This is a genomic window from Bombella sp. ESL0380 (genome assembly GCF_009725805.1).
Classification (GTDB): domain Bacteria; phylum Pseudomonadota; class Alphaproteobacteria; order Acetobacterales; family Acetobacteraceae; genus Bombella; species Bombella apis.
The window spans coordinates 128,617-145,490 of sequence record NZ_WNIH01000005.1; the positions used below are offsets into that span (position 1 = coordinate 128,617).

The 16,874-nt window shown below is 58.0% G+C and carries 15 protein-coding genes; all 15 read right to left on the reverse strand.

Features of this window, described 5'->3' with window-relative positions; all coding sequences use genetic code 11:
* Positions 1–279 (reverse strand): 30S ribosomal protein S19, encoded by a 279-nt coding sequence (rpsS, locus tag GM608_RS06300; RefSeq protein ID WP_043557836.1) that lies wholly within the window; start codon positions 277–279, stop codon positions 1–3.
* A 16-nt stretch (positions 280–295) separates the two neighbouring features.
* A complete protein-coding gene (gene rplB / locus GM608_RS06305) occupies positions 296–1,126 on the reverse strand; it encodes a 50S ribosomal protein L2 (RefSeq protein WP_081562856.1) in 831 nt (276 codons plus the stop codon).
* A gap of 18 nt (positions 1,127–1,144) precedes the next feature.
* Complete coding sequence (locus GM608_RS06310) at positions 1,145–1,441, reverse strand: 50S ribosomal protein L23 (RefSeq protein ID WP_181005181.1); 297 nt, start codon at positions 1,439–1,441, stop codon at positions 1,145–1,147.
* Between the two features lie 41 nt (positions 1,442–1,482).
* Entirely contained in the window at positions 1,483–2,097 is a 615-nt protein-coding gene (gene rplD, locus GM608_RS06315) for a 50S ribosomal protein L4 (RefSeq protein WP_043557831.1), read from the reverse strand.
* 5 nt (positions 2,098–2,102) lie between these two features.
* The gene (rplC, locus tag GM608_RS06320; RefSeq protein WP_043557830.1) at positions 2,103–2,786 is read right to left on the reverse strand and encodes a 50S ribosomal protein L3; all 684 of its coding nucleotides are present in this window, start codon (positions 2,784–2,786) and stop codon (positions 2,103–2,105) included.
* Between the two features lie 10 nt (positions 2,787–2,796).
* Complete coding sequence (gene rpsJ / locus GM608_RS06325; protein WP_018980179.1) at positions 2,797–3,105, reverse strand: 30S ribosomal protein S10; 309 nt, start codon at positions 3,103–3,105, stop codon at positions 2,797–2,799.
* 114 nt (positions 3,106–3,219) lie between these two features.
* The gene (gene tuf, locus GM608_RS06330) at positions 3,220–4,410 is read right to left on the reverse strand and encodes an elongation factor Tu (RefSeq protein ID WP_043557828.1); all 1,191 of its coding nucleotides are present in this window, start codon (positions 4,408–4,410) and stop codon (positions 3,220–3,222) included.
* A 108-nt stretch (positions 4,411–4,518) separates the two neighbouring features.
* Positions 4,519–4,995, reverse strand: a complete 477-nt coding sequence (rpsG, locus tag GM608_RS06335) for a 30S ribosomal protein S7 (RefSeq protein ID WP_043557827.1) — start codon at positions 4,993–4,995, stop codon at positions 4,519–4,521.
* Between the two features lie 12 nt (positions 4,996–5,007).
* Entirely contained in the window at positions 5,008–5,379 is a 372-nt protein-coding gene (gene rpsL, locus GM608_RS06340; RefSeq protein ID WP_023979007.1) for a 30S ribosomal protein S12, read from the reverse strand.
* A 321-nt stretch (positions 5,380–5,700) separates the two neighbouring features.
* Complete coding sequence (gene rpoC / locus GM608_RS06345; RefSeq protein WP_043557824.1) at positions 5,701–10,017, reverse strand: DNA-directed RNA polymerase subunit beta'; 4,317 nt, start codon at positions 10,015–10,017, stop codon at positions 5,701–5,703.
* Positions 10,018–10,099: 82 nt separating this feature from the next.
* Positions 10,100–14,266, reverse strand: a complete 4,167-nt coding sequence (gene rpoB / locus GM608_RS06350; protein WP_103765220.1) for a DNA-directed RNA polymerase subunit beta — start codon at positions 14,264–14,266, stop codon at positions 10,100–10,102.
* Positions 14,267–14,495: 229 nt separating this feature from the next.
* Positions 14,496–14,870, reverse strand: a complete 375-nt coding sequence (gene rplL / locus GM608_RS06355) for a 50S ribosomal protein L7/L12 (RefSeq protein ID WP_333645250.1) — start codon at positions 14,868–14,870, stop codon at positions 14,496–14,498.
* Between the two features lie 62 nt (positions 14,871–14,932).
* Positions 14,933–15,457: a 50S ribosomal protein L10 gene (gene rplJ, locus GM608_RS06360; RefSeq protein ID WP_043557820.1), complete on the reverse strand. Its 525-nt coding sequence runs from the start codon at positions 15,455–15,457 to the stop codon at positions 14,933–14,935.
* A gap of 268 nt (positions 15,458–15,725) precedes the next feature.
* A complete protein-coding gene (gene rplA / locus GM608_RS06365; RefSeq protein WP_043558313.1) occupies positions 15,726–16,418 on the reverse strand; it encodes a 50S ribosomal protein L1 in 693 nt (230 codons plus the stop codon).
* Positions 16,419–16,422: 4 nt separating this feature from the next.
* Positions 16,423–16,857 carry a 50S ribosomal protein L11 gene (gene rplK / locus GM608_RS06370; RefSeq protein ID WP_043557819.1) on the reverse strand — a complete coding sequence of 145 codons (435 nt, stop codon included), beginning with the start codon at positions 16,855–16,857 and terminating at the stop codon, positions 16,423–16,425.
* Between the last annotated feature and the right edge of the window lie 17 nt (positions 16,858–16,874).

Below are 16,874 nucleotides of genomic sequence, written 5' to 3' on the forward strand. Positions count from 1 at the left end.
TCAGCCTCGCTTCGACTTCTTATCGGAACCATGACCGGTATAAGTACGGGTGGGTGAGAACTCACCAAACTTATGACCGACCATATGCTCCGTCACCTGCACAGGCAGGAACTTCTGACCATTATAGACGCCGAACGTCAGCCCGACGAACTGCGGCAGGATGGTGGAACGACGGGACCAAATCTTGATCACCTCATTCCGGCCCGATGCACGGGCCTTCTCAGCCTTGCCAAACAGATACCCGTCGACGAACGGGCCTTTCCAGACGGAACGTGCCATCTTCTATGCCCCTCTCTTACTTGCCGGTTTTACGACGACGGATAATCAGGCTGTCCGTCTTCTTGTTGGTACGGGTCTTGTAGCCCTTGGTCGGCACACCCCACGGTGTGACAGGATGACGGCCACCAGAGGTACGACCCTCACCACCACCATGCGGATGGTCGACGGGGTTCATGACCACACCACGGTTGTGTGGACGACGCCCCATCCAGCGACGACGACCTGCCTTACCAAAGTGCTGGTTCATGTTGTCCGGGTTGGAAACCGCACCAACAGTTGCCATGCACTCGGCACGCACGATACGCAGCTCACCGGACTGCAGCTTGATCTGTGCGTAACCGGCATCCTTGCCAACGAGCTGGGCATAGTTGCCAGCCGAACGGGCCAGCTTGCCACCAGCACCGGGCTTCAGCTCGATGTTGTGGATGATCGTACCAACCGGCATGGAAGCCAGCGGCATGGCGTTGCCCGGACGGACGTCAGCATGATGGGCAGCAACCACACGGTCACCAGCCTTCACGCGCTGCGGAGCCAGGATATAGGCCAGCTCACCATCCTCATAGCGGACCAGTGCGATGAAGGCCGTACGGTTCGGGTCATATTCCAGACGCTCGACCGTGCCGACAACATCGAACTTGCGACGCTTGAAATCAACATAACGGTAGGACTGCTTGTGCCCGCCGCCACGGAAGCGTACGGTTGTACGCCCGTAGTTGTTACGGCCACCAGTCTTGTTCTTGCCTTCCGTAAGCTGCTTGACGGGCTTGCCCTTCCAGAGCTCGCTCCGGTCAATCAGCACGGTACCACGAGTGCTTGGTGTCGTGGGATTAAAGTGCTTCAATGCCATGGTATCTTACCCCGCGCCTCAACCAAGCTTCGCTGTGAGGTCAATTGACTGACCTTCAGCAAGCTGGACATACGCCTTCTTGATGTCAGAACGGCGACCCGGACGACCTTTGACGCGCTTTGTCTTACCTTTCTGGATCAGGGTGCTGACACCAGCCACCTTGACGTTGAAAAGCTTCTCGACAGCGACCTTGATCTGCGGCTTCGTTGCTTCCAGAGCCACCTTGAACACAACCTGGTTCTTCTCAGAAGCCATGGTTGCCTTTTCAGTGATCAGCGGTGCACGCAGCACATCAAACAGAGCTTCCTGAGACAGGCCAGCAGCCGCCTTGCGTGCATTCAGAACTGTTTTCGTTGTCATGCCAGACGCTCCTTGAGACCCTCAAGAGCAGCGTGGGTAATCACCAGCACATCATGCTTGAGAATATCATAAACATTTGCCCCGATCGTGGGCAGGAGATCGATCTTGGGCAGATTGGCAATCGCACGGGCAAACGGCTGGTCAGCAACCTGATCCACGATCAGCGCAGACGAGCAGCCAAGAGCCTTCAGACGGGCAGCAGCCTCACGAGTCTTCTCAACGCCAGCCAGATCCTTCAGGATGATCAGCTTGCCTTCAGAAGCCTTCTGGGAAACGGCAGAGCGCAGCCCGAGACGACGCACCTTCTTGGGCAGGTCGAAACCATGATCACGGGCGACCGGACCATGCACAACACCACCGGTACGGAACTGCGGAGCTCTCAGAGAGCCCTGACGGGCAGAACCTGTCCCCTTCTGGCGATACGGCTTCTTGGTTGTGCCAGAAACGACACCCCTGCCTTTTGTTGCGTGTGTGCCAGCACGACGTTTGGCAAGCTGCCAGTTCACGACGCGGGCCATGATGTCCTTGCGGGGAACAATCCCGAAAATCTCTTCCGGCAGTGCGATTTTACCGGCACTTCCGTTTTCGAGGGTTTTGATATCGTATTCCATATCCCTCACCCGGCGGCCTCAACGGTCGCTGCCGGATATGGCGCGTCCGCATTACGGGCCTTCTTGATTGCATCGCGAACCAGAACAACACTGTTCTTGGCACCTGGGATAGCACCGCGCACCATGATCAGGTTACGCTCTTCATCCACAGCAGCAATTTCGAGGTTTTGTGTTGTCACGCGCTTGTCACCGAGGTGACCAGCCATCTTCTTGCCCTTGAAGACCTTGCCAGGATCCTGGCGCTGACCTGTAGAGCCGTGAGAACGGTGACTGATGGACACGCCGTGTGTCGCCTCAAGACCGGCAAAGTTGTGGCGCTTCATGACACCAGCAAAACCTTTACCCTTGCTGCGGCCCGTGACATCCACTTTCTGACCAACTACGAAATGGGCAGCAGAAAGCTTCGTCCCCGGTTCCAGCAGGGCATCCTCTGCCACACGGAACTCGGCCAGCTTCTTCTTGGGCTCAACCTTCACACGGGCAAAATGCCCACGGTTCGCTTTTGTGACGTGCTTGGCCTTTGCAGCCCCCATACCAAGTTGGACAGCTGTATAGCCATCACGCTCCTGTGTACGGGCATCCACAACCTCGACAGCATCAAGGTGCAGCACCGTCACCGGCACATGTGTGCCGTCTTCTTTAAAGAGCCGGGTCATCCCCAGCTTTTTTGCAATCAATCCGGTACGCATCGTCTGGACCTTAGAGTTTAATCTCGACATCTACGCCAGCGGCGAGATCGAGCTTCATGAGGGCGTCCACGGTCTGCGGGGTCGGCTCGACAATGTCGAGCAGCCGGCGGTGCGTTCTCATTTCGAACTGCTCGCGGCTCTTCTTATCCACATGCGGTGAACGATTCACAGTAAACCGGGCAATATGCGTCGGCAGGGGGATGGGACCCCGAACCCGCGCACCCGTACGCTTCGCCGTATTGACGATCTCTTTCGTGCTGTTATCCAGCACGCGATGATCATACGCTTTAAGGCGAATGCGGATGTTCTGGTCGTCCATGATTTCACTTCATCCTTAATAAACCGGATGCCGTCCTACTGCATTTCTCCTAGAAATGGAACCCCGGCCGAAAAAAATTCGACCGGGGCACCAGATTCCGAAGTCAGCAGGGACTTAGGCGCTGATGGAAGCCACCACGCCGGCACCCACTGTACGGCCACCTTCACGAATAGCGAAGCGGAGACCTTCGTCCATGGCGATCGGAGCAATCAGCTCGACATCCATGGTAGCGTTATCACCCGGCATCACCATCTCGGTGCCTTCCGGCAGGGTCACAACACCCGTCACGTCCGTCGTACGGAAGTAGAACTGCGGACGATAGTTGGTAAAGAACGGCGTATGACGGCCACCCTCTTCCTTCGTCAGGATGTAGGCCTCAGCCTTGAACTTGCTGTGCGGGGTGATGGTGCCCGGCTTTGCCAGAACCTGACCACGCTCAACATCTTCGCGCTTCGTGCCACGCAGCAGAGCACCGATGTTGTCACCAGCTTCACCGCGATCCAGCAGCTTGCGGAACATCTCGACGCCCGTAACTGTCGTCTTGACGGTAGGACGCAGACCAACGATCTCGACCTCGTCACCGACGTTGACTTCACCACGCTCGACACGGCCAGTCACAACCGTACCACGCCCAGAGATGGAGAACACGTCTTCGATCGGCATCAGGAACGGACGGTCAACCGGACGCTCCGGCTGCGGGATGTAGCTGTCAACAGCCTTCATCAGCTCCAGGATGGCTTCCTTGCCCTGTGCCGGGTTACCATCTTCCAGAACGGCCAGAGCAGAACCCTTGACGATGGGGATATCGTCACCAGGGAAGTCGTAGGAGGACAGAAGCTCACGAACTTCCATCTCCACCAACTCCAGCAGCTCCGGATCGTCAACCTGGTCAACCTTGTTCAGGAAGACCACCAGAGCCGGCACACCGACCTGACGGGCCAGCAGGATGTGCTCACGTGTCTGCGGCATCGGGCCGTCAGCAGCGGAGACAACCAGAATGGCGCCATCCATCTGGGCCGCACCGGTGATCATGTTCTTCACATAGTCAGCGTGGCCGGGGCAGTCCACGTGAGCGTAGTGACGGTTTTCCGTCTCATACTCAACGTGAGCTGTGGAAATCGTAATACCACGAGCGCGCTCTTCAGGAGCCTTGTCGATCTGGTCATAAGCACTGAAGGTTGCACCACCGGTCTCAGCCAGTGTCTTTGTGATTGCAGCCGTCAGCGTGGTCTTACCATGGTCAACGTGACCAATCGTGCCGATGTTAACATGCGGCTTTGTACGCTCAAATTTAGCCTTTGCCATCGTCTCTCTCCAAAACCTTGACCCACAGGGGCCAGAGGTATGACTGAAACTTCATGCTGGCCACTCTGGAAACCAGAAAATGGCCAGAAGCCTTATTACCGGTAAAAATTACCAGCGATAATGACTGAATGCCTTATTGGCTTCAGCCATACGGTGAGTGTCTTCCCGCTTCTTGACGGCTGCACCGCGGTTGTTCACCGCGTCCATCAACTCATTGGAAAGACGGTCCTGCATGGTGTTCTCACCACGCTTGCGGGACGCCTCAATCAGCCAGCGGATAGCCAGCGCCTGACGGCGTTCTGCACGAACCTCTACCGGAACCTGATAGGTCGCACCACCAACACGGCGGGAACGGACCTCAACGGCCGGCTTTACATTATCCAGTGCTGAGTGGAACATGGCCACCGGGTCCGCAGAAGACCCGCCACGCTTACGCAGCACTTCCAGCGCTCCATAAACGATGCGTTCAGCAGTAGATTTCTTACCATCATACATCAGCGCATTCATGAAGCGCGTAATGACGGCATCTCCGAATTTTGGATCGGGAAGGATCTCACGCTTGACAGCGCGATGACGGCGACTCATTCCAAATACCCCTTATTTCGGCCGCTTTGCGCCATACAGCGAACGGCGCTGACGGCGTTTTGCGATACCCTGCGTATCCAGCACACCACGAAGAATGTGGTAACGCACACCGGGAAGATCCTTCACGCGACCACCACGGATCAGAACAACGCTATGCTCCTGGAGGTTGTGCCCCTCACCCGGAATATAGCTCACCACCTCATACCCGTTGGTCAGACGCACCTTGGCGACCTTACGCAGGGCGGAGTTCGGTTTTTTCGGCGTTACAGTATAAACACGTGTGCAAACACCACGCTTCTGCGGACATCCCTGCAGAGCAGGAACCTTGTTCCGCTTTGCGGCCGGCTCACGGCCCTTTGCGATCAACTGGTTGATGGTCGGCATGCGCCCTTCCCAATCCTTGTCCATATGCTGACGGGGAAACCCCCGCCACGACATTCCGTTCTAACCGACATGCGGCTGAACCGCCTGTCTTCGCACGATTGCACAGAAGAAAGGAAAGAATCTTCCCTCCTCCAAAGCTACTTGCCTCTGGACTTAACCTTTTTTTCCAAGAAACAAAAGTAGTGCCAGATGCTATTTTTTATTCTGGGACGATTCCTTCACCTTAACAGGCGGGAACTGTCTAAGGCGCGGACCCTAAGTTGGGTTGGCCCGAGAGTCAAGCCTCTCTGCCATAACAGAGAGGCTTGACCCCAGAATTCCTCACTCAGCAGCGTCTTCCACCTCAGCTCTCCCCTTATCGAGGCGAGCCGGGGCCTGGTCTGCTGCAAGATTACGCAGACGCCGCATGGCACCGCCCGTCCCTGCCGGGATGAGACGGCCCACGATCACATTCTCCTTCAGGCCACCAAGCGTATCGATTCTGCCAGATGTGGCAGCATCGGTAAGCACACGCGTAGTCTCCTGGAAGGAGGCCGCAGAGATGAAGGACTGCGTCTGTAGAGACGCCTTGGTAATACCCTGAAGGATCGGCATGGCCTTTGCCGGCTCACGCCCCTGCTCCAGAAGCATCCTGTTGTCCCGCTCGAACTCGATCCGGTCTACAGTCTCACCAATGAGATAGGTGGAATCACCCGGCTCCAGAACCTCAACCTTCTGCAACATCTGACGGACGATCACTTCAATATGCTTGTCGTTGATCTTCACGCCCTGCAGGCGATAGACGTCCTGAATCTCATTGACCAGATAGTCGGACAGGGCTTCCATCCCCATGACCTTGAGGATGTCATGCGGCACACGGGGACCATCGACCAGCGGGTCACCCTTCTGGACAAAGTCACCTTCCTGCACGGAAATATGCTTGCCTTTGGGTATCAGGTAATCCGTCCGCTCACCCGTCTCGTCATTATGTACGATGACACAACGCTTCGACTTGTAGTCCTTGCCGAACTCGATGCGGCCATCACCTTCGGCAATGATCGCATGGTCCTTCGGACGGCGGGCTTCGAACAGCTCGGCCACACGTGGCAGACCACCGGTAATGTCACGGGTCTTGGAACCCTCGCGCGGAATACGGGCCAGCACGTCACCGGCATGGACCACGGCCCCATTCTCCACGGACAGAATACTGTCAGGAGACAGGAAGTAGCGGGCCTCGTTGCCATTGGCGAGACGGACCACATTGCCATCCGCATCCTTGAGCTGGAGGCGGGGACGCAGATCAACACCCTTGGCGGCCTGCTTATAGTCCACGACAACACGTGAGGTCAGACCGGTCACCTCGTCAACCCGCTCGACCAGCGTGATGCTGTCGATCAGGTCCTGATATTCGACCGTCCCAGCCTGCTCCGTGATGATCGGCAGCGTGTAGGGATCCCACTCTGCCATCTTGTCACCACGCTTGACCTCCTGCCCTTCGGACACCATCAGGCGGGCACCGTAAGGCACACGGTAGCGGGCCTTCTCCGCCCCGGTTTCGTCAATCAGCAGAATCTCACAGTTCCGGGACATGACCACAGGAACGTTCTGGGAATTCTGGACGACGTTGCGGTTACGGATGGTCACCTTGCCGTCACGGAAGGCCTCGACCATGGACTGCTCGGCACCACGGGTCGCCGCACCACCAATGTGGAAGGTACGCATCGTCAGCTGCGTTCCCGGCTCACCGATGGACTGGGCAGCGATCACGCCAACGGCTTCACCGATGTTGACCGGCGTACCACGGGCCAGATCACGGCCATAACAATGGGCGCAGATGCCCGCCTTGCTGTCACAGGTCAGGACGGAGCGAATTTCCACCGCTTCAATCCCGGCACCTTCGAGCATCTCGACATCAGCTTCTTCCAGCAGACGGTTGCGCTCCAGCAGTTTCTCACCCGTCATCGGATGGAACACATCCTGGGACAGGGTCCGCCCGAGGGCACGCTCTGCCAGAGAAGCCACGACCTCACCGCTATCCGTCACCGCACGGACAACGAGGCCACGCTCGCTACCGCAATCAGTTTCGGTAATGATGCAGTCCTGCGCCACGTCGACAAGACGACGTGTCAGGTAACCAGAGTTGGCGGTCTTCAGCGCCGTATCAGCCAGCCCCTTACGGGCACCATGGCTGGACGTGAAGTAATCGAGAACTGACAGACCTTCTTTAAAGTTGGCCACAATCGGCTGCTCGATGATCTCACCAGACGGCTTCACCATCAGGCCGCGCATACCGGCAAGCTGCTTCATCTGGGCCGGTGACCCACGGGCCCCGGAATGGCTCATCATCCAGACAGAGTTTGTCGGCTTGCCCGGTACCTGCTTGGAAATCTCCTTGAGCATGGCCGCCTGCACTTCATCCGTACAGCGGGACCAGGCATCCACCACCTTGTTATAGCGCTCACCAGCGGTGATCAGACCTTCCTGATACTGCTGCTCGAACTCCTTCACCTCTTCGGTGGTTTTGTTGACCAGAGTGGTCTTTTCGGCTGGAACGATCATGTCGTCCTTGCCGAAGGAGATGCCAGCCTTGGCAGCGTGGCGGAAACCAAGAGCCATGAGACGGTCACAGAAAATAACAGCCTCTTTCTGCCCGCAGTGACGATACACGGTATCAATCACGTCGGACACCAGCTTCTTCGTCAGCTGACGATTGATCAGGCTGAACGGAATGGCCGGATGCTTCGGCAGGATCTGGGCAATCAGGGCGCGACCCGGTGTCGTCAGGATCATCTGACGGACCGGCTTGCCTTCCTCATCCTGAGCATCCAGACGCAGACGGATCTTGTCATGAAGCTTCAGCGCACCGGAAAGCAGGGCCGCCTCAATCTCGGCCACGGCCGCATAGGCAGGCGGAGCCGCCTTGATGACCTTGCCATCCTTGATCTCGGCTTCATCCGGCGTCAGACGGTACTCGGGCACCTCGAGGCTCAGATAGTACAGGCCAAGCACGATGTCCTGGGAAGGCACAATGATCGGCTTGCCGTTGGCCGGGCTGAGGATGTTGTTGGTGGACATCATCAGCACACGGGCTTCCAGCTGGGCTTCCAGCGAAAGCGGTACGTGCACGGCCATCTGATCACCGTCAAAGTCCGCATTGAAGGCGGTGCAGACCAGCGGGTGCAGCTGGATGGCCTTGCCTTCCACGAGGCTAGGCTCAAACGCCTGGATGCCGAGACGGTGCAGGGTCGGCGCACGGTTCAGCATCACCGGATGTTCACGGATGACCTCTTCGAGAATATCCCAGACTTCCGGACGCTCTTTCTCGACCATCCGCTTTGCGGCCTTGATGGTCGTGGCGTGCCCGTACTTCTCCAGCTTGGAATAAATAAAGGGCTTGAACAGCTCCAGCGCCATCTTCTTGGGAAGACCACACTGATGCAGCTTCAGCTCCGGCCCCACCACGATCACGGATCGGCCAGAATAGTCCACACGCTTGCCGAGCAGGTTCTGACGGAAGCGGCCCTGTTTCCCCTTCAGCATGTCGGACAGGGACTTCAGCGGACGCTTGTTGGCCCCGGTGATGGCACGGCCACGGCGGCCATTGTCGAACAGCGCATCAACGGCTTCCTGCAGCATGCGCTTTTCATTGCGGACAATGATGTCTGGCGCACGCAGCTCGATCAGCCGCTTCAGACGGTTGTTACGGTTGATGACACGGCGATACAGGTCATTCAGGTCGGAGGTGGCGAAACGCCCACCATCCAGCGGCACGAGCGGACGCAGCTCCGGCGGAATCACAGGCACGATGTCCATGATCATCCATTCCGGACGGGCACCACTCTCGACGAAGGATTCGACCATCTTGAGGCGTTTGACCAGCTTCTTGCGGGCCGCCTCGGATGTCGCCTTGCGCAACTTCTTGCGCATGACCGTCTTTTCCGAATCGCCGTCCATCACCTCGGCGTCGTAATCGAACGGATCCGGCTCGCCACGCTCCCGGGCAGCACGGCTCAGCTCGGCCTCCTGAGCGTTCGGCAGACCCCAGTCATAGCTGGACAGCGCACGCTTGATGGCCTCGGCACCGATACCGACATCCAGACCGTCATCAGCGAATTCATCCATCAGCTCTTCGCAACGGATTTCATCCAGCAGATACTGGTCACGACGCTTGCCGTGCTTGTAGGACTCGACCTGATCGGACTCGCAGACGCCCTTGTCGAGCACCAGGAACTTCTCGAAATACAGGACCGGCTCAACATCCTTGAGCGGCAGGTCCAGCATCGTGGCAATGCGGCTCGGCAGGGACTTCAGGAACCAGATATGAGCGACAGGTGAAGCAAGGTCGATATGGCCCATCCGCTCACGGCGGACCTTGGCCAGCGTCACCTCGACACCGCACTTCTCACAGACGATTCCACGGAACTTCATCCGCTTGTACTTGCCACAGAGGCACTCGTAATCCTTGGTCGGACCAAAAATCCGGGCACAGAACAACCCGTCACGCTCCGGCTTGAAGGTACGGTAGTTGATCGTCTCCGGTTTTTTGATCTCGCCATAGGACCATGAGCGGATCTGCTCACTGGAGGCGAGCTGGATGCGGATCTGGTCAAACGTGCCTGACTGACCAGACTGACCCAGAATCTTCATGAGTTCGTTCATTTGCCGAAACCCCACTGTGCCGGGCGGCGTCCCGCCGGCACGTTAAACATGAACAATGAAGAAGAAGCGGAAAGCACTGCCCTCACAGCCCTCCCTGCTCAAGTTCGACATTCAGACCAAGCGACTTCAGTTCCTTCACCAGAACGTTGAAGCTCTCTGGAATACCAGCTTCAAAGTCGTCCTGCTCACGAACGATCGCCTCATACACCTTCGTCCGGCCGGACACATCGTCCGATTTCACCGTCAGCATTTCCTGCAGCGTGTAGGCAGCACCGTAAGCCTCCAGTGCCCAGACCTCCATCTCACCGAAACGCTGACCACCGAACTGGGCCTTACCACCAAGCGGCTGCTGGGTGACCAGCGAGTAAGGACCGATCGAGCGGGCATGAATCTTGTCATCAACAAGGTGATGCAGCTTCAGCATGTAGATGTAGCCCACCGTGGACTGACGCTCGAACTTCTCGCCCGTACGCCCGTCGATCAGCTGGGACTGACCACTCTCGCTGACACCAGCCTTCTTCAGCATCTCCTCGATGTCAGGGATGGAGGCACCATCAAACACCGGAGTTGCGATCGGCACGCCCTTGCGCAGGTTGTTGGCCAGCTCGATCAGCTGATCGTTGTCCATCGTGGCGATATCTTCATCGAAGATCTTCTCACCATAGACATCTTTCAGACGGTCCAGCAGCTCCTGCCGACGCTCACCCGTGCGCTGATATTCATCAACCATCGCACCGATGCTCTGGCCGATATTGGCACAGGCCCAGCCCAGATGCGTCTCCAGAATCTGCCCCACATTCATGCGGGACGGCACGCCCAGAGGATTCAGCAGCAGATCAACCGGCTGACCATTCTCGAGGAACGGCATGTCCTCGACAGGAACGACACGGGACACCACACCCTTGTTACCGTGACGGCCAGCCATCTTGTCACCCGGCTGAAGCTTGCGCTTCACGGCAATGAAGACCTTGACCATCTTCATCACACCAGGCGGCAGCTCGTCACCACGCTGGAGCTTCTCGACCTTGTTGTCGAAGCGGTTGTTGATGCGCTTGATGGCACCATCAAACTCACGGCACAGCGTTTCCAGCTCGGCCATGACGGCCACGTCGGCAACAGGAATGTTGCGCCACGTCACACGGGGATGCTCACCCAGAAGCTCGGCCGTGATCGGCGTACCAGCCCGTACGCCCTTGAAGCCTGCAGCGGCTTCCTGCCCGACCAGACGCTCCTTGAGGCGGTTGTAGAAGCTGCGCTCCTGGATGGCACGCTCGTCATCACGGTCCTTGGCCAGACGCTCGATCTCGGCCCGCTCGATGGCCATGGCACGCTCGTCCTTGTCCACACCACGGCGGGAGAAGACACGGACATCAACCACCGTCCCGCTCGTGCCCGGAGGCAGCTTGAGGGATGTGTCACGTACATCAGAGGCCTTTTCACCGAAGATGGCACGCAGAAGCTTTTCTTCCGGTGTCATCGGGCTTTCACCCTTCGGCGTCACCTTGCCGATCAGGATGTCACCCGGATTGACCTCGGCACCGACATAGACAATGCCGGCCTCATCGAGGTTGCGCAGGGCTTCCTCACCGACATTCGGGATGTCACGGGTGATTTCTTCCTGACCCAGCTTGGTATCACGGGCCATGACCTCGAACTCTTCAATGTGAATTGAAGTGAAGATGTCATCCCGGGCGATACGCTCGGAGATCAGGATGGAGTCCTCGAAGTTGTACCCATTCCACGGCACGAAGGCCACGAGCACATTACGGCCCAGAGCCAGCTCACCCAGTTCGGTGGACGGACCATCAGCGATGATGTCACCGGCAGCGACCAGATCGCCAACCTTCACCAGCGGACGCTGATTGAGGCAGGTAGACTGGTTGGAACGCATGTATTTGCGCAGACGGTAGATGTCCACGCCCTGGGTGGCCCCCTGCTCGTCCGTCGCACGGATCACGATACGGGCACCATCCAGCTGGTCCACCACACCGCCACGCTTGGCAATGATGGTCGCACCAGAGTCGTGCGCCACAGGGCCTTCCATGCCGGTACCGACCAGCGGGGCATCAGCCTTCACCAGCGGCACGGCCTGACGCTGCATGTTGGAACCCATCAGCGCACGGTTGGCGTCGTCGTTTTCCAGGAACGGAATAAGCGCAGCAGCCACGGAAACCAGCTGCTTCGGCGACACGTCACAGGCGGTAACCTGTTCCGGCGGCACAAGACGGAAGTCACCGGTCTGGCGGACAGCCACCAGCTCGTCCGTCAGACGATTGTCGCTCTGCTTGGCATCGGCCTGCGCCACCAGAAGGCGTTCTTCCTCCATGGCGGAGAGATACTTCCAGCCGTCCTGGAAAACGCCATCCTTCACCAGACGATACGGCGTCTCGATGAAGCCGTACTTGTTCACCTTGGCATAAGTGGCCAGGGAGTTGATCAGACCGATGTTCGGCCCTTCCGGCGTCTCGATCGGGCAGATACGGCCATAATGGGTCGGATGAACGTCACGGACTTCAAAGCCTGCACGCTCACGGGTCAGACCGCCCGGACCAAGGGCCGACAGGCGACGTTTATGTGTCACCTCGGAGAGCGGATTGGTCTGATCCATGAACTGGCTGAGCTGGGAGGAACCGAAGAACTCACGTACGGCAGCAGCAGCAGGCTTGGCGTTGATCAGGTCATGCGGCATGACCGTGTCAATATCGACAGAGCCCATACGCTCACGGATGGCGCGCTCCATACGCAGCAGACCGATGCGATACTGGTTCTCCATCAACTCGCCGACGGAACGGACACGACGGTTGCCGAGGTTGTCGATATCATCGACCTGACCACGACCATCCTTGAGATCGCAGAGAATCTTGACCGTCCGCAGGATGTCTTCCTTGCGCAGCGTCCGCAGCGTATCGGGCGCATCCACATCCAGCCGCATGTTCATCTTTACACGGCCAACGGCAGACAGGTCATACCGGTCCTGCGAGAAGAACAGACCATGCAGCATGGCTTCTGCCGTCTCACGGGTCGGCGGCTCACCAGGTCGCATGATGCGATAAATATCGATCAGCGCCTCTTCCCGCGTGGTGTTCTTGTCCGCCATCAAGGTGTTGCGGATCCACGGGCCATGCGTCCCGTCAATTGCGAGAAGCGGAAGCTCCTTCAGGCCCAGCTCTTCCAGCTCGGCCAGTTTCTCTTCCGTCAGCTCCTCGCCAGCCTCGGCATAGATTTCACCGGTCTTTTCATTGACAAGGTCATGGGCAATGAAGCGACCCAGAATATCCAGACGCCCCACCTGCACAACACGGGTCTTCTCGGCGATCTTGCGAACGACACGGGCTGTCAGTTTGGTCTCGGCATCTGCCACAACCTCGCCGGTATCAGCATCCACCAGCGGGCTGAGCAGCTTCAGGCCACGGAAGGCATCCGGCTCAAACGGGCGGGCCCACTCGCCACCCATGCGGGTGAAGGGCACGACATCGTAGAAAGTGGAGAGAATCTCGTCCTCATCCATACCGGCAACTTCGAGTGTATCGACGTCACCACCCTCGGCCAGCTTGGCTTCACGAGCCTTGAGGTAATTGTCACCTTCCAGTGCATAGAGCAGCGTGGTAACCGGCAGCTTGCGCTTGCGGTCGATGCGGACATGGATGATGTCCTTGGCATCGAACTCGAAATCGAGCCAGGAACCACGGTAAGGGATGATACGGGCAGCAAAAAGATACTTCCCGGAAGAGTGTGTCTTGCCCTTGTCGTGATCGAAGAACACGCCGGGACTACGATGCATCTGGGAAACGATGACACGTTCCGTCCCGTTGATGATGAAGGTCCCGTTGTCCGTCATGAGCGGCATGTCGCCCATATAGACTGGCTGCTCCTTCAGGTCGTGAATGGAGCGGGTCCCCGTATCCTCGTCAATATCCCACGTTGTCAGACGCAGAATGACCTTCAGCGGGGCCGCATAGGTCAGGCCACGCTGGATGCACTCTTCCACATCGTATTTCGGTTCTTCGAATTCATAATACTGGAAATCCAGCCGCCCACGGCCAGCAAAATCATGAATCGGAAAAACTGAACGGAACACCTCCTGAAGGCCAGCCGGCTCCCGGCTGTCGGGGCGCACATTCATCTGCAGGAAAGCTTCATAGGAAGCCCGCTGCACGTCAATCAAATTAGGCATCGGCGCAATTTCGGGAATGCGCCCGAAGCTCTTGCGGATCCTCTTACGCCCTGTGAACGATTTTGTGATCGCCATCTTATCCTGCCTCTGAACCAGACCTTCAAGTCGTCCGCTATGTGACCATCCCATTAACCCCATGGAATATCAGACGACTTGAACGGCTGGCTTAATCCTGTCTATGACGCGTGACGGAATGCCTTACTATAGACAACTTCCCTGTCAACGGCAAATGGGGCGGGCACCATAAAGCACCCGCCCACTCGCTCCAACGGCTCCCCCAAAGGGGACCGCATGGATACAGCTCTTACTTGATCTCGACGGTAGCGCCGTTCTCTTCCAGAACCTTCTTGATCTTCTCGGCCTCGTCCTTCGTGGCGCCTTCCTTGATGGTCTTCGGAGCGCCCTCGACCAGGTCCTTGGCTTCCTTCAGGCCCAGACCCGTGATGCCACGGATTTCCTTGATGACGTTGATCTTCTTGTCACCAGCCTTGGCCAGAACAACATCGAACTCTGTCTTCTCGACAGCAGCTTCACCACCAGCAGCCGGAGCAGCAGCAACAGCAGCAACCGGAGCAGCAGCGGAAACGCCCCACTTCTCTTCGAGCAGCTTGGACAGCTCGGCAGCTTCCAGAACGGAGAGAGCGGACAGTTCGTCAACCAGTTTTGCCAGATCGGCCATGATAATATCCTCTAAGATGCGTAAATGTCAGGCGGCGTCGCTCATGCGGGCCACCCCGTTAATCAAGCGGCTTCCGTGTCGCCTGTTCTGGCATAGGCACCAAGAACGCGAGCAAGCTGCCCAGCCGGAGCCTGGGTGACGCCTGCGATGCGGGTTGCCGGGGTACTGATCATACCAACCAGCTGTGCACGCAGCTCGTCCAGAGATGGCAGGGAGGCCAGTGCCTTGACGCTATCAGCCGTAAGGGTCTGATTGCCAAGGGCACCACCAAGTACCACCAGCTTGTCATTCTTCTTGGCGAACTCGACCAGCACCTTCGCCACGCCAACCGGCTCATCCGACCAAGAAATGGCCGTCGGGCCTTTAAGCAGCGGCGCAATGCCGTCGAACTGGGTCCCATCCAGAGCACGGCTGACCAGCCGGTTCTTCGCAACCCTGTATGTCGCACCTACAGCGCGGATGTTGCGGCGCAGTTCTGTCGCATCGGCAACCGTCAGACCCAGATTCTGGGTGACGACAACCATGGACGTGCTACCAAACACCTTGCTGAGGGACTCGACAAAGGCCCGTTTTTCCGTACGGTCCAAAACCTGTCTCCTCGTTAGTCCGATTGCTCGGACCAGGTTACCCATAGGCCCTGCCCTGCCAACGGCACAACAGGGCCCGCTCGCCTGTCCATGATAAGGAAGACCGCATCGCACCCAGAGGGCCAGATACGCTCCGCCCGTCTCACGCCTGCGCCCGAAAAGGGCTTTAAGGGATGACACCCACATGCGTTCTAGGACAGGAAAGGAGCAGCCTGGGCTGCTCCAGAACACCACCCTGGAGGGTGGCGATTCCATAATCTCCCCTCAATCAGCCTTCAAAGCTGGAGAGATCGATACGCACACCTACCCCCATTGTGGAGGAAAGTGAAGCCTTTTTCAGATAAGTCCCCTTCGCACCGGACGGACGGGCCTTCTGGAGCGCATCCACCAGAGCCTTCACGTTCTCAGCCAGCTGGGACTCGGAGAAAGAAGCCTTGCCGACGCCAGCATGAACGATACCGGCACGCTCGGCACGATATTCCACCTGACCGGACTTGGCAGCCTCAATGGCACCCTTGACGTCCATCGTCACGGTACCGAGACGGGGGTTCGGCATCAGGCCGCGCGGACCAAGAATCTTACCCAGACGTCCGACCAGAGCCATCATGTCCGGGGTGGCAATGCAGCGATCGAACTCGATCTCACCAGCCTGCACCTTCTCGGCCAGGTCTTCCGCACCGACAACCTCGGCACCGGCGGCGGCAGCTTCCTCAGCCTTCGGGCCACGGGCGAACACACCGACACGCAGCGTCTTGCCCGTACCGTGCGGCAGGGAGATCAGACCACGGACCATCTGGTCAGCATGACGGGGATCAACACCGAGACCGATGGAGAATTCAACCGTCTCATCGAACTTGGCCGTTGCGTTGCTCTTCACCAGAGCGACAGCGTCGTTCAGGGAGTACAGCTTGTCACCATCAACCTTGGCGCGCAGGGCGGCAATACGTTTGTTCTTGGCCATGTTCTCAGCCCTCCACCACATCAAGACCGATGGAACGGGCAGACCCTGCCAGCATACGCACGGCACCATCGATGTCGTTTGCGTTCATGTCCTGGAACTTCTTCTCAGCAATCTCACGCAGCTGGGATGTCGTCACGGACCCGACGGAAGACGCACGGCCAACCGTCTGGGAACCCTTGGTGATCTTCGCTGCCTTCAGCAGGAAGTAGGTGTTCGGCGGCGTCTTCGTAATGAAGGTGAAGGTACGGTCCGCATAGGCGGTGATCACGACCGGGATCGGCATCCCCGGCTCAAGACCCTGCGTCTTTGCGTTGAATTCCTTACAGAACTGCATGATGTTCAGACCGCGCTGACCCAGCGCCGGACCGACCGGCGGAGACGGGTTAGCCTTGCCAGCCGGAATCTGCAGTTTGATGTAGCCAACTACTTTTTTGGCCATATCCGGGACTCCCTAAT